Annotated in this window: 14 protein-coding genes and 1 tRNA gene; 9 read left to right on the forward strand and 6 right to left on the reverse strand. The window is 67.7% G+C overall.

Annotated elements, in window-relative coordinates:
- The first annotated feature begins 14 nt into the window (after nt 1-14).
- Both AU072_RS23530 and AU072_RS23535 read left to right on the forward strand, forming a co-directional pair.
- Nucleotides 15-1,034 carry an ATPase BagA gene (locus tag AU072_RS23530; protein ID WP_064415983.1) on the forward strand — a complete coding sequence of 340 codons (1,020 nt, stop codon included), beginning with the start codon at nt 15-17 and terminating at the stop codon, nt 1,032-1,034.
- Nucleotides 1,034-2,161: an ATPase BagB gene (locus tag AU072_RS23535; RefSeq protein WP_064415984.1), complete on the forward strand. Its 1,128-nt coding sequence runs from the start codon at nt 1,034-1,036 to the stop codon at nt 2,159-2,161. The genes AU072_RS23530 and AU072_RS23535 overlap by 1 nt, the downstream gene beginning before the upstream one ends.
- Before the next feature lie 22 nt (nt 2,162-2,183).
- Here AU072_RS23535 and AU072_RS23540 read toward each other — a convergent pair whose 3' ends face one another.
- Entirely contained in the window at nt 2,184-2,540 is a 357-nt protein-coding gene (locus tag AU072_RS23540; RefSeq protein WP_064415985.1) for a WhiB family transcriptional regulator, read from the reverse strand.
- A gap of 295 nt (nt 2,541-2,835) precedes the next feature.
- On the opposite strand from AU072_RS23540, the gene ponA2 reads away from it, so the two are divergent.
- The 5 genes from ponA2 to AU072_RS23565 all read left to right on the forward strand — a co-directional run bounded on the left by ponA2 (nt 2,836) and on the right by AU072_RS23565 (nt 9,025).
- Entirely contained in the window at nt 2,836-5,298 is a 2,463-nt protein-coding gene (ponA2, locus tag AU072_RS23545; protein ID WP_064415986.1) for a transglycosylase/D,D-transpeptidase PonA2, read from the forward strand.
- A 72-nt stretch (nt 5,299-5,370) separates the two neighbouring features.
- Nucleotides 5,371-6,333, forward strand: coding sequence for a metallophosphoesterase (locus tag AU072_RS23550; RefSeq protein ID WP_064415987.1), 963 nt, complete (start codon nt 5,371-5,373; stop codon nt 6,331-6,333).
- Between the two features lie 11 nt (nt 6,334-6,344).
- Complete coding sequence (cds1, locus tag AU072_RS23555) at nt 6,345-7,451, forward strand: L-cysteine desulfhydrase Cds1 (RefSeq protein WP_064416130.1); 1,107 nt, start codon at nt 6,345-6,347, stop codon at nt 7,449-7,451.
- Nucleotides 7,452-7,839: 388 nt separating this feature from the next.
- A tRNA-Pro gene (locus AU072_RS23560) sits at nt 7,840-7,913 on the forward strand.
- A 137-nt stretch (nt 7,914-8,050) separates the two neighbouring features.
- Nucleotides 8,051-9,025 (forward strand): iron-containing redox enzyme family protein, encoded by a 975-nt coding sequence (locus AU072_RS23565; protein WP_165595599.1) that lies wholly within the window; start codon nt 8,051-8,053, stop codon nt 9,023-9,025.
- Here the strand turns inward: AU072_RS23565 and AU072_RS23570 are convergent.
- Complete coding sequence (locus AU072_RS23570; RefSeq protein ID WP_064415989.1) at nt 9,005-9,259, reverse strand: CDGSH iron-sulfur domain-containing protein; 255 nt, start codon at nt 9,257-9,259, stop codon at nt 9,005-9,007. The two genes, AU072_RS23565 and AU072_RS23570, sit on opposite strands and share 21 nt — an antisense overlap.
- Complete coding sequence (locus AU072_RS23575; protein WP_064415990.1) at nt 9,256-9,951, reverse strand: HemK2/MTQ2 family protein methyltransferase; 696 nt, start codon at nt 9,949-9,951, stop codon at nt 9,256-9,258. The genes AU072_RS23570 and AU072_RS23575 overlap by 4 nt, the downstream gene beginning before the upstream one ends.
- Nucleotides 9,952-10,075: 124 nt before the next feature.
- Here AU072_RS23575 and AU072_RS23580 point away from each other — a divergent pair, with 124 nt between their 5' ends.
- Nucleotides 10,076-10,747, forward strand: coding sequence for a hypothetical protein (locus tag AU072_RS23580; RefSeq protein WP_064415991.1), 672 nt, complete (start codon nt 10,076-10,078; stop codon nt 10,745-10,747).
- Here the strand turns inward: AU072_RS23580 and AU072_RS28370 are convergent, their stop codons facing one another.
- The 3 genes from AU072_RS28370 to AU072_RS23590 are packed head-to-tail and all read right to left on the reverse strand — an operon-like array spanning nt 10,748 to nt 12,421.
- The gene (locus tag AU072_RS28370) at nt 10,748-10,909 is read right to left on the reverse strand and encodes a hypothetical protein (RefSeq protein ID WP_164674022.1); all 162 of its coding nucleotides are present in this window, start codon (nt 10,907-10,909) and stop codon (nt 10,748-10,750) included. It abuts the gene before it with no gap.
- Between the two features lie 11 nt (nt 10,910-10,920).
- On the reverse strand, nt 10,921-11,907 hold the full coding sequence (locus tag AU072_RS23585; protein WP_064415992.1) for an LLM class F420-dependent oxidoreductase: 987 nt from the start codon (nt 11,905-11,907) through the stop codon (nt 10,921-10,923).
- Between the two features lie 49 nt (nt 11,908-11,956).
- Entirely contained in the window at nt 11,957-12,421 is a 465-nt protein-coding gene (locus tag AU072_RS23590; protein WP_064415993.1) for a GatB/YqeY domain-containing protein, read from the reverse strand.
- An 81-nt stretch (nt 12,422-12,502) separates the two neighbouring features.
- Between AU072_RS23590 and AU072_RS23595 the strand changes: the two genes are divergently transcribed.
- Complete coding sequence (locus tag AU072_RS23595) at nt 12,503-13,717, forward strand: glycerophosphoryl diester phosphodiesterase membrane domain-containing protein (RefSeq protein WP_174523801.1); 1,215 nt, start codon at nt 12,503-12,505, stop codon at nt 13,715-13,717.

Consider the following 13,717-nt stretch of genomic DNA (forward strand, 5'->3'; position numbering starts at 1 on the left):
GCTAGCATGCACGGGTGGCTCCCACTACCAATGGCGGTAGATCCGTCGGCTGGCCCTCCCGGCTGAGCAAGGCTCGCCTGCACTTCGTCACCGGCAAGGGTGGCACCGGCAAATCGACGATCGCTGCATCGCTGGCGTTGGCGCTGGCCGCCGGCGGTCGCAAGGTGCTGTTGGTGGAAGTCGAAGGGCGCCAAGGCATTGCGCAGTTGTTCGACGTGCCGCCACTGCCCTACCAGGAGGTCAAGATCGCGACCGCCGAGGGCGGCGGTCAGGTCAACGCGCTGGCCATCGACACCGAGGCCGCGTTCCTGGAGTACCTCGAGATGTTCTACAACCTGGGTCTGGCCGGACGCGCGATGCGCCGGATCGGGGCCGTCGAGTTCGCGACCACGATCGCGCCGGGTCTGCGCGACGTGCTGTTGACCGGCAAGATCCGCGAGATCGTGACCCGCGCGGAGAAAGGCAAACAGCCCGTCTACGACGCCGTCGTGGTCGATTCCCCGCCGACGGGTCGCATCGCTCGGTTCCTCGATGTCACCAAGGCGGTGTCGGATCTGGCCAAGGGCGGCCCGGTGCACGGCCAGGCCGAAAGCGTGGTCAAGGTGCTGCACTCCGATATGACCGCCATCCACCTCGTCACGCTGCTCGAGGCGCTGCCCATCCAGGAGACACTGGAGGCCATCGACGAGCTCAAGGAACTCGGCCTGCCCATCGGCAGCGTCATCGTCAACCGCAACATCCCCGCTTACCTGCCTGCCGATGCGTTGACCAAGGCGGCCGAAGGAGACATCGACGCCGACACCGTGCGTGCCGGGCTGGCCGAGGCTGGAATCACGTTGTCGGACTCCGATTTCGCCGGCCTGTTGACCGAGACGATCCAGCACGCGACCCGGATCAAGGCGCGCGCCGAAAGCGCGGAGCAGCTCGACGCGCTGGACGTGGCGCGCCTGCAGTTGCCGCAGATCGTCGACGGTGTCGACCTCGGCAGCCTGTACGAACTCGCAGAAGAACTCGAACGCCAGGGGGTGCGATGATGAGTGCGACTCCACCGGCCCTCGACATGGGCTCGATTCTCAAGGACACGTCGAACCGCGTCGTGGTGTGCTGCGGGGCGGGAGGCGTCGGCAAGACCACCACCGCGGCGGCGATGGCACTGCGCGCGGCGGAGTACGGCAGGACCGTCGTGGTGCTGACCATCGACCCGGCCAAGCGGCTCGCCCAGGCGCTGGGCATCAAGACGCTCGGCAACACCCCGCAGCGGGTTCCGCTGGCCCCCGAGGTGTCGGGCGAACTGCACGCGATGATGCTCGACATGCGCCGCACGTTCGACGAGATGGTCATCCAGTACTCGGGAACCCAACGGGCGCAAGAGATCCTGGACAACCAGTTCTATCAGACGGTGGCCACCTCGCTGGCCGGCACTCAGGAGTACATGGCCATGGAGAAGCTCGGCCAGCTCCTGGCCGAGGACCGGTGGGATCTGGTGGTCGTCGACACACCGCCGTCACGCAACGCGTTGGATTTCCTGGACGCGCCAAAACGGTTGGGCGGCTTCATGGACAGCAGACTCTGGAAGCTGCTGCTGGGCCCCGGACGGGGTATCGGCCGGTTGGTCACGGGCGCGATGGGGCTGGCGATGAAAGCGCTGTCCACGGTCCTCGGTTCGCAGATGCTCTCGGACGCAGCGTCTTTCGTGCAGTCCCTGGACTCGACGTTCGGCGGCTTCCGTGAGAAGGCCGACCGCACTTATGAATTGCTCAAGCGGCGCGGGACGCAGTTCGTGGTGGTCTCGGCGGCCGAACCCGATGCGCTCCGCGAGGCGTCGTTCTTCGTCGACCGACTCTCCGAGGAGCACATGCCGCTGGCCGGTTTGATCCTCAACCGCACCCACCCGATGCTGTGCGATCTGCACGCCGAGAAGGCCGAGGAGGCCGCCGAGACCCTCGAGAAGAGCGATCCGGAGTCGGTGCCGGCGGCGGTGCTGCGGATTCACGCCGACCGGGCCATGACCGCCAAACGCGAGATCCGACTGCTGTCGCGTTTCACCGGGGCCAACCCGCACGTGTCGATCGTGGGTGTGCCTTCGCTGCCGTTCGACGTCTCAGACCTGGAGGCGCTGCGGGCGATCGCCGATCAGATCACCGGCGAGAGCGCCGCGTAGGCGACGAAGACTCCGACGCGGATCAGACCGCGTTGCGGTGTTTGCGCTGGGCGCTGAAGAACTCCGCCCAGGAGACGACCTCGGGATGCTGCTTGAGCAGGGCGCGGCGTTGCCGTTCGGTCATTCCACCCCAGACCCCGAACTCCACCCGGTTGTCGAGCGCGTCGGCGCCGCACTCGAGAATCACCGGACAATGCCGGCAGATGACTGCGGCTTTGCGCTGTGCGGCCCCCCGGACGAACAGCTCATCAGGATCGGTCTGGCGGCATCGAGCTTGCGACACCCAGGCGATTCGGGCTTCGGCCTCGGCACCGTGGACGACGCTGTGAGCCGACGATGTCATCGCGGTCCTGCGCGCCGCGGGCCTCGTAGCTGACACCAGAGTTCCCTCCGTTCCAACCGCCCCCCGGTCAACACCGGTACGGCGCGATCCCTGGTAGTAGAGCGCTCATGCGATCTACGTCACATTGCGAGGGGTCAGTGTGACCTGTATCGCACTGTCCGACCAAATTAGATGGTCAAAGCCGTCTTGCGCAATACGTACGCCTCCACTTTTTTGGGACGACCGTGCCGTCAGTCGGCAAAATTGACGTCCGCGCCGCTCGACGCGTTTTTGCGGTCCGGCGATCGCCCGTGAGGAGCCGACATTTTGCGACGTCGTTAGTCTGTACGTCATGCCGGACAGCCCACCGAGTGCACCGCCGACGCCGCCTCCGCGGGCGGTGACGGTGATCAAACTCGCCTGGTGCGTTCTGCTGGCCAGCGTGATCACCGCGGCGTTGCTGTTTCCGGTCGTCGGCGGCTTCGGCCTGGTGTCCAACCGGGCCTCCGACGTGGTGGCCAACGGTTCGGCGCAACTGGTCGAAGGTGAGGTGCCGCAGGTGTCGACAATGGTCGACGCCAAGGGCAACGTCATCGCCTGGCTGTACAACCAGCGCCGCTTCGAGGTGCCCACCGACCAGATCGCCAACACGATGAAGCTGGCGATCGTCTCGATCGAGGACAAGCGTTTCGCCGAACACAACGGCGTGGACTGGCAGGGCACGCTGACCGGTCTGTCCGGTTACCTGTCCGGAAATCTCGACACCCGCGGCGGTTCGACGATCGAGCAGCAGTACGTCAAGAACTATCAGCTGCTGGTGATCGCCCAGACCGACGCCGAGAAGCGGGCCGCCATCGAGACCACCCCGGCTCGCAAGCTGCGCGAGATCCGGATGGCGCTGACGCTGGACAAGACGTTCACCAAACCCGAGATCCTGACCCGCTATCTGAACCTGGTGTCTTTCGGCAACGGCGCCTTCGGCGTGCAGGACGCCGCGCAGACGTACTTCGGGATCAACGCCTCGGAGTTGAACTGGCAGCAGGCCGCTCTGCTGGCGGGCATGGTGCAGTCGACCAGCACGCTGAACCCCTACACCAACCCCGAGGGTGCGCTGGCACGTCGAAACCTGGTGCTGGACACCATGATCCAGAACATCCCCGAGGAAGCGGCCGCGTTGCGCGCCGCCAAGGAGGAGCCGCTGGGCGTCCTTCCGCAGCCCAAAGAGCTGCCGCGCGGCTGCATCGCCGCCGGCGACCGCGCATTCTTCTGCGACTACGCGCTGGAGTACCTGGCGCGCGCGGGCATCAGCAAGGAGCAGGTCGCCAGGGGCGGGTACCTGATCAGAACCACCCTCGACCCCGATGTCCAGGGTCCGGTGAAGGCGGCGGTCAACCAGTTCGCCCCGCCGGACCTCAACGGCGTCGCCAGCGTCATGAGCGTCATCAAGCCCGGTAAGGAATCCCATCCGGTGCTGGCGATGGCCAGCAGCCGGACCTACGGGCTGAACCTCGACGCGGGCGAGACCATGCAGCCCCAGCCGTTCTCCCTGGTCGGCGACGGTGCTGGTTCGACGTTCAAGCTGTTCACCACCGCGGCGGCCATGGAGATGGGGATGGGCATCAACGCCCAGCTCGACGTGCCCGCACAGTTCCAGGCCAAGGGACTGGGCAGCAGCGACACCCCCGGTTGTCCGGCCGCGACGTGGTGTGTGAAGAACGCAGGCGGTTACCGCGGCGCCATGAACATCACCGACGCATTGGCCACGTCACCCAACACGGCGTTCGCCAAGCTGATCTCGCAGGTCGGTGTGCAGCGCAGCGTCGACATGGCGGTCCGGTTGGGGCTGCGCTCCTACGCGCTGCCGGGCACCGCCCGCGACTACGACCCGGGCAGCAACGAGAGCCTGGCCGACTTCATCAAACGGCAGAACCTCGGCTCGTTCGTGCTGGGGCCGATCGAGGTCAACGCGCTCGAGTTCTCCAACGTCGGAGCGACGCTGGCCTCCGGCGGCGTGTGGTGCCCGCCGAACCCGATCGCCCAGGTCATCGACCGACACGGCGAGGAGGTCTCGGTCACCACGGAGACCTGCGAGCAGGCAGTGCCCGAGGGCCTGGCGAACACCCTGGCCAACGCCATGAGCAAGGACGACGAAGGGGCGGGCACCGCGGCGGGGGCGGCCGGTTCGGTCGGCTGGGACCTGCCGATGTCGGGCAAGACCGGCACCACCGAGGCCCACCGCTCGTCGGCCTTCCTGGGCTTCACCAACACGCTCGCCGCCGGGAACTACATCTACGACGACTCCACCGCACCCGGCGAACTGTGCTCGTTCCCGCTCCGCAAGTGCGGGTACGGCGATCTGTACGGCGGTAACGAACCGGCCAGGACGTGGTTCGCCGCGATGAAGCCGATCGCCAACAACTTCGGCGAGGTCCGGCTGCCCCCGACGGATCCGCGCTATGTCGAGGGCGGCCCCGGCTCGCGGGTGCCCAGCGTGTCGGGCCTGACCGAGAGCGCCGCCCGCCAGCGGTTGCGCGACTCGGGCTTCCAGGTCGCCGACCAGGCATCGTCGGTGAACAGCAATGCGCCGCGCGGGTCCGTGGTCGGCACGTCGCCCGGGGGCCAGACGGTGCCGGGGTCGATCATCACGATCCAGGTCTCCAACGGCATTCCGCCGGCGCCTCCGCCGCCTCCGCCGGGCGCAATACCGGGCCTTCCCGCCCCGGTCGGCCAGACGGTGGTCGAGATTCCCGGCCTGCCGCCGATCACCGTGCCCGTGCTCGGACCCCCTCCGCCTGCGCCGCCACCCCCACCGTGATCGATGTGCAGTTGGTTACGACCGAGCGGTCGAGAGCGCTGCGTCGGGACCTCTGGCAGTAGGCTCTGCAGCATGTCCGCCCGTTCGACGACGATCCTGAAGAACTCCGCCGCGGCGTCCGCCGGTGCGCTGGTCGCCGGCATCGGCTACGCAGCGGTGATCGAGCGCAACGCCTTCGTGGTGCGAGAAGTGACGATGCCGGTGCTGGCGCCCGGGTCGTCACCGCTGAAGGTGCTGCACATCAGCGACATCCACATGCGGCCCGGACAGCGGCGCAAGCAGGCCTGGCTGCGCGAGCTGATCGCCCTGGAACCCGATCTGGTGGTCAACACCGGCGACAACCTCGCTCACCCCCGGGCCGTGCCCGCCCCGGTGCAGTCGCTGTCGGATCTGCTCTCGGTGCCGGGATTGTTCGTGTTCGGCAGCAACGACTATTTCGGTCCGACGCCGAAGAACCCGCTCAACTACATCACCCGGCCCGGCCATCGCATCCACGGCGAACCGCTGCCGTGGCAGGACCTACGGGCGGCGTTCACCGAGCGCGGCTGGCTGGACATGACCCACACCCGCCGCGAGGTGGAGGTGCGGGGTCAGCTCATCGCCGCCGCAGGTGTGGACGACCCGCATCTGTCGCGGGACCGCTATGAGACCGTCGCCGGTGCGGCCAGTCCCGCCGCGAACCTCACGCTGGGGCTGACCCATTCGCCGGAGCCGCGGGTCCTCGACCGGTTCGCGGCCGACGGCTATCAGCTGGTGATGGCCGGCCACACCCACGGCGGCCAGTTGTGCCTGCCGTTCTACGGCGCCGTCGTCACCAACTGCGGCCTGGACCGTTCGCGGGCCAAGGGTCCGTCGCGCTGGGGTGCGCACACCCAGCTGCACGTCTCGGCGGGCATCGGCACCTCGCCCTACGCGCCGCTGCGGTTCTGCTGCCGTCCCGAGGCCACGCTGCTGACACTGGTCGCGGCGCCGACCGGCGGTCAGGACGCGGACGCTCGGGCGGGCACGTCCCATCCGAGCGTCGCGGTGCGGTGACCGACGGTGCGGTGAACGACAGGGCCCTCACCGCAAGCCGTAGCAGCCCACGCGGGTGGGTAGACGACGCCGTCCGGTTGATCGAGGCCGACGCACGCCGCAGCGCAGACACCCACCTGTTGCGCTATCCGTTGCCGTCGGCCTGGTGCGACGGGTGCGATCTGCAGCTGTACCTCAAGGACGAGACGACGCATATCACGGGCAGCCTCAAGCATCGGCTGGCGCGGTCGCTGTTCCTCTACGCGCTGTGCAACGGGTGGATCGCCGAGGGCACCACGATCATCGAGGCGTCGTCGGGGTCGACGGCGGTGTCCGAGGCGTACTTCGCGGCGCTGCTCGGCCTGCCGTTCATCGCGGTGATGCCGTCATCGACGAGTGCCAGCAAGATCGCGCTGATCGAATCTCAGGGCGGCCGTTGCCATTTCGTTGCCGAATCCAGTCAGGTGTACGCCGAGGCCGAGCGGCTGGCCGAAGCGACCGGCGGGCACTACATCGATCAGTTCACCAACGCCGAGCGGGCCACCGACTGGCGCGGTAACAACAACATCGCCGAGTCGATCTTCGAGCAGATGCGAGACGAGTCGCACCCGGTGCCCGACTGGATCGTGGTGGGTGCGGGTACCGGCGGGACGAGCGCCACGATCGGCCGCTACATCCGCTACCGCCGCTACGCCACCCGACTGTGTGTGGTCGACCCGGAGAACTCGGCTTTCTTCCCGTCCTACGCGCAGGGTCGCGGCGATGTGGTGACCGGTATGTCGTCGCGGATCGAGGGAATCGGCCGGCCTCGCGTGGAGCCGTCGTTTCTGCCCGGTGTGGTCGATCGGATGGTCGTCGTGCCGGACGCCGCTTCGGTTGCCGCGGCCCGGCATGCCAGCACGGTGCTGGGCCGGCGGGTGGGCCCATCGACCGGGACGAACCTGTGGGGGGCGTTCGGCCTGCTGGCCGAGATGAGGGACGAAGGTCGCAGCGGATCGGTGGTGACACTGCTCGCCGACAGCGGCGACCGCTATGCGGACACCTACTTCTGCGACGAGTGGCTGACCAGCCAGGGGCTCGAGCCCTCGGAGTTCGCGTCGGTGTTGGCCGAGTTCGAACGCTCGGGGCGCTGGCCCTGATCGTCGTCTCCGCCGATCAGCGGACCGTCGGAGGTGAGGAACAGCCACACCGCGGCGAGCACGAAGAAACCCAGGTAGATGGATGCGCCAAGACCAGTCATCTCGTCCTCGCTTCGTCGATTGCTTACATGATGGAGAACGCCACCGACATCCGGTTGCTTCCCGCGGCGTGTCGCAGATCACGGCTCGCCGGCGTCGGCTCGGTTCCTCATCGCTGCCGCTTTCTTGTCGCGTTCGCGAGGCGTACAACACGGTCGCGGTAGTGCGTGAGATACCGCCCTGGTGTACGTCTCGCGAACGGCGAAAGCGAGTGACCGTGCAGAGCGCCGTCGCCCGTAGGCGTTTGGCTTAGCGACCCGCCGGTGCGATACGCTGTCGTGGCTTCACGCGGGGTGTGGCGCAGCTTGGTAGCGCGCTTCGTTCGGGACGAAGAGGTCGTGGGTTCGAATCCCGCCACCCCGACAAGAAGGCATCGGCTCCAGATTCACTGTGAGCCGAACGACTTACGGCCGAACATGCGTTTGACCGGTGCGTATGCGGGTATTGAAGAGGGCGTGACTTTACCGTCGACGCTAGTCGAACCTGCCCTCCCGAAAGCCGTGGGACCGCTGTCGGCCGCCGTCATCGAACTGCTGCAGCGCGGCCGTCCGTCGTTGCCTCTGCGTCCCATCGACGTTCCGATGTTCGACGCGGACCCCTACGGCCTCGACCTTCAGCTCGCGCTCTACATCTGCTACGAGCTGCACTACCGCGGCTTCGCCGGGGTGAGCCCGCGCTGGGAGTGGAACCCCGCCCTGCTGCACCTTCGCGGCCGGTTCGAGGAGGCCTTCCTGGACGCGGTGCGCCAGGACGTCGGCGAGATCGCCGAGGGTGAGACCGCCGAGGCCGAGATGGAGAAGCTGTCGATCGAACCGGTCGACGGCGAAGGTCCGTCATACTTCCTGCGCGACAAGGGCACCTGGGAGCAGATGCTCGAATACTTCGTGCACCGCTCGGTGTATCACCTCAAAGAGGGCGACCCACATGCGTGGACCATCCCCCGACTCGCCGGACACTCGAAGGCGGCGTTCGTCGCGGTCGAGTTCGACGAATTCGGCGGTGGCCGTGGCGAACACGTACACCAGCACCTGTACGCGCGGTTGATGGACGCGGCGGGGCTCGACTCGTCCTACCTCGGCTACCTCGACAACGTCTCCGCCGACGCATTGGCGTCGGTGAACCTGATGTCGCTGTTCGGGTTGCACCGCGACCTGCGCGGCGCGTCGATCGGACATTTCGCGTCGACGGAGATCACCTCCTCGCCCGGATCGCGGCGGTTGGTTGAGGCGTTGCGCCGCATGGGCGCACCCGACGCCTGCGTGGCGTTCTACCACGAGCATGTGGTGGCCGACGCCGTCCACGAGCAGGTGGTCCGGACCGACGTCGTCGGTGACCTCGTCGCCAGGGAACCGCATCTGGACCGCGACGTGGTATTCGGTATGCGGGCGCTGGACGTGGTCGAGGGACGCCTGGCCACACACCTGATGAACTGCTGGACCGAGAACCGCTCGTCGCTACGCCGGCCGCTCAGCTGATGCGACTTTGTCGGCCGGCGCGTCGCGCTTAGCGGGCGCGTCGACACGCTTGCGGCACCGGTGACTGGTGTCGCACAACGGATAGTCCTTGCTGCGCCGGCATGTGCACACCGCGACCATGAACCGGTCCGACTCGACGACCTGGCCGTCGGGCATCTCGATGCGCACCGGCCCCTGCACCATCAGCGGGCCGTTGGGCACCACCCGCACGGTGCGCGGTTCGGCATCGCTCATGGCTTGTCCGCCCGGATCACGAGCAGCTCCTCTTCGCGGCGGCCCGGTTCGAGGCGGCCGCATTCCTCGAGCCACACCGCCCTCGACGACAGCACGGGACCGAACGGAATCCATTGCCGTGCAACGATTTCAGTGTCGAGACCGGCGCTGGCGAGCGCACCGAGCGTCTGTCGCGGATCGGCGAACTCCGACTGCACCAGCAGCAGGCTGCCTCCGTGGTCGAGAAGGTCGGGCACTGTGGCGCACAACGGGTCGAGTACGAGCCTGCCGTCACATCCGGCATCCCACGCCCGCGGCGGCCCCACATATTCCGGGAGCGGCTCGCATTCGGCGCTCGGATCGTGCGGCACATACGGCGGGTTGCAGACGATCAGATCGAACGGGCCGAATTCGACTGCGCGCGCCCATGATCCGAGGTGCACATCGACATCGACTCCAGACGCCATCGCGTTTGCCCTCGCACACCGCACCGCACGCTGGCAGATGTCGAAGGCGGTCACCGATGCGGCGCCCTGCTCGGCGGCCCCGATGGCGACGACGCCGCTGCCGGTGCACAAGTCGACCACATGCCGGCCGCGTGCGAGCGCCATCTTGTCCATGACCTCGATGAGCAGCTGCGAGTCTTCCTGCGGCGCGTAGACGCCCTCATCCGCGACCAGCGGTCCACGGACATCGGTGTATGCGGTTGTCACGACGGCCTTTCGACAGGTTCTTCTGCTGCGCATTGCAGCACTGCGCGAAATTAATGCCCGGTATCGGGGCTGTTGAAACGTGAGCACTCGTTTTGCTGCGGCCCCGCGTGGGCACTCGTCTACCGTGCAAGCCTCCGATATCGCCTCGCTTCCCATCCGCTTGGGCGCCGCCATTCGTGAGCGGCGGCTGTTTCATCCCTCAGGGGTGATGGCCGAGGGGGTCCTCGAACGGATCGCCCCCGAGGGTGAAGGTCTGCCGATGAACTCCTGCGACGTCATCGCGCGCGTCTCCAAGGGTGTCGGCCTGCCCGGCACCGCTCCGGATGTCGCCGGCCTGGCGTTTCGGATCCCGCCGCCGCCGGATCTTCGGGCCTGCAGCCCGTGGGACGTGTTGTTGGCGTCGACGATCTCGGGGACGCGCGTCGGGCTCGCCCCCGTCATGTCGTGGTCCGGAGCGACCTTCTCCAGCTTGATGCCGCTGCGGTATCACGACGCCCTGTGGTGGGTGCGGGCCCGGTTGGCCACCCGGGTCGAGGCGCCGGGGCTGTCGCTCGACGCCGTAGAAAAGCAGATCGACGCGACCGGGCTGACATTCAACATCGACCAGGCGCCGGTCAGGGGAGGATTCCGCCCGCTGGCCCGGTTGACGCTTCGCCACGTCGACCCGAGCTGTGACGACATCGCGTTCGACCCGGCCCTGCACAGCGACCCCGAGGTCGAGTTGGCGCCGCGCTGGCTCGGCGACTTCCGGCGCTCGGCCTACAAACGCAGCAGGCAGGGCCGCGACGCCGAGTGATCAGGCCGTAGGCTCCCCGCCGGACTCCGCGACGTCCGGGGCGTTCTCCCGGGTCGCCATGCCGCCGTCGCCGCCCTCGTCCTTCGGTCCCGTGCGTTGCGCCTTGCGCTTGTCGCGCTCGTCGGCATCGTCGTCGTCGTAGATGCCTTTTCCGGTCGGCATATCGGTCCCTTCTAGTTGGCTGCGGTCCGCAGCTTGTCCAGCAGCGGCGTTGCCGCTTCCTTGAGGAACTGCTCTTGACCCTCGTCGCCGATCTGCACGAGCGCGATGTCGGTGAAGCCGGCTTCCCAGTACTTGCTGACCGCTTCGACGATCGCATCGAGATCGGGTCCGCAGGGGATGGACTCGGCGACGTCCTCCGGGCGCACGTATTGCGTCGCGCCGTCGAAGCCGGCGGTCGTCGGAAGGTCGGAGTTGACGGCCCACCCGCCGCTGAACCACCTGAACTGGTCGTGCGCGCGGCGCACCGCGGCGTCCTTGTCGGTGTCCCAGCAGATCGGGATCTGCCCGACGACGCGCACGTCACCGGGCAGGCCGGTGGCGCGCCTGGCATCGTGCCACGCATCGACGAGATCCTTGTTCGGCTCGACCGCGATCAGGTGGTCGGACAGCGGCGCGAACGTCTCGACCGACCGCTCACCCGAGACCGCGGTGGCGATGGCGACCGGCGTTTCCGGCAGGTCCCACAGCCGCGCCGAGTCGACCTCGAAGTACTCGCCCTTCCAGTCGACGAGGTCGCCGGTGAACAGCTCGCGGATGATCTGTATCGCTTCGCGCAGCATCTCCTGGCGGCGCGCCACCGTCGGCCAGCGCTTGCCGACGACGTGCTCGTTGAGGTTCTCCCCGCTGCCCAGGCCGAGCGTGAAACGGCCGTCGGCGAGGATCTGCAGTGTCGCGGCCTTCTGCGCGACGACCGCGGGGTGGTATCGCATCGTGGGGCAGGTGACGTAGGTGAACAACTCGACACGCTCGGTGGCATGGGCGACCGCGCCCAGCACCGACCACGCGTATGGCGCATGTCCCTGTGCCGACAGCCACGGGAAGTAGTGGTCGGAGGACACCTCGAAGTCGAATCCGGCCTGTTCGGCCGAAACCGCATAGCGGACAAGTTCTTTTGGCCCGCTCTGCTCTGTCATCAGGGTGTATCCGAACCGCGTCATGGGTCCCGGGTACCCGAGCCTCAGCCGGCGAAAACGATTGCCGCGCTCGCTACAGCCTGGCCTTCACCGCCGCGGAGAGCCGCGCGCCGTCGGCCTTGCCGGCCGCAATGGCGGTCGCGGCCTTCATCACCAGCCCCATCTGCTTTGTGCCGGGCCGCTCACCGATCTCCTCGGCGACCTGTGCGATCGCGGTGTCGGCGACGTCGGCCAGTTCGGCTTCGGTCAGTGGCGTCGGCAGGTACTCGTCGATGACCTGGGCTTCGGCGTGCTCATTGGCGGCCAGGTCGCCGCGACCGTTCTGCGTGTAGATCACCGCGGATTCGCCGCGCTTCTTGGATTCCTTGGCCAGTACCTTGAGCACCTCGGCGTCGGACAGTTCACGCGACTCTTTACCGGCCACCTCCTCGGTGGTGATCGCGGCGAGCAGCATCCGCAGTGTCGCGGTGCGCAGCTTGTCCTGCGATTTCATGGCCGTCGTGAGGTCGGCCCGCAACCGTTCCTTGAGTTCGCCCATGAGCCAAAGCTACCCGCGCTCGACCGTCACAACCGTCCGACGGCGTTGTCAATTCGCACTGTCATCGACAGGATGGTGGCCATGAGCACCGACGCCGGCGGGTCCGGTTTTGCAGGCCCACCGCCGCCGGGCTACGCACCGTCTCCTGGATATCCGCCGCCGGGGTATCCGCCGGGCTACTCCCCGGGGTATCCGCCGCCGGGCTACGCGCCGCCGCCGGGCTACGCGCCGCCTCCGGGCTACGGCCCGCCTCCGGGCTACGGCCCACCGGGTTACGGACCTCCACCGGGGTACGGCCCACCGGGTTACGGGCCGCCTGCACTCAAGCCCGGTGTCATTCCTCTGCGCCCACTGACCCTGTCGGACATCTTCAACGGTGCGGTCGGATACATCCGGGCGAATCCCAAAGCGACGCTCGGGTTGACGACCATCGTGGTGGTCGCCACTCAGCTGATCGCGCTGATCCTGTCCGTCGGCCCGCTGGCCGTCGGCGGGCAGTTGATCCCCACGCTCAGCGGTGAGGAGGAGGTGTCGGCGGGCGTGCTGGCGAGCACCATGCTGTCGAGCCTCGCCGGATCGGTCGCGACCGGGCTGTCCGCGATCCTGCTGAGCGGTCTGCTCACAGTCGTCGTAGGCAGGGCCGTGTTCGGCTCCGGAATCACCATCGGCCAAGCGTGGCAACGGCTTCGGGGCCGGCTCTGGGCGCTGGTCGGATTCTCCGCTTTGGAGGTCCTCGGCGCGATGCTGCTGATCGCCGCGGTCGTCGGCTTCATCTTCGCGGTCGGGGCCGCCGCGGGCGGCGCGGCCGCTGTTCTCATCGGTATCCCCTTGGTACTGGCGCTGATTGCCGCGCTGGTGTACCTGGGGACGATGCTGACGTTCACCCCGGTCATCATCGTCCTCGAGCGACTCGGCATCGTCGAGGCGGTCAAGCGGTCCTTCGCCTTGATCAAGCGAGACTTCTGGCGGGTGCTGGGCATTCGCCTGCTCGCGGTGATCGTCGCGCAACTCGTCGCCGGTGCCGTCGCGTTCCCGTTCAGTCTCGGCGGGCAGATCATCCTGATGGCGGCCACGACCACGACGGCCGCACTGTTCGCCTTGGTCCTGCTGTCCGTCGGGGGCGCGATCGGCCAGATCATCACCGCCCCCTTCAGCGCGGGTGTGGTCGCGCTGCAGTACACCGACGCCCGCATCCGCAGGGAGGCCTTCGACCTGGTGCTGCAGACCGGCGCCGGCTATGGTCCCACCGCTCCCTCCGACTCCACCGATCATCTGTGGCTGACCCGCCAGAACTGA

The sequence above is a fragment of the Mycolicibacterium novocastrense genome, assembly GCF_001499835.1.
Classification (GTDB): domain Bacteria; phylum Actinomycetota; class Actinomycetes; order Mycobacteriales; family Mycobacteriaceae; genus Mycobacterium; species Mycobacterium novocastrense.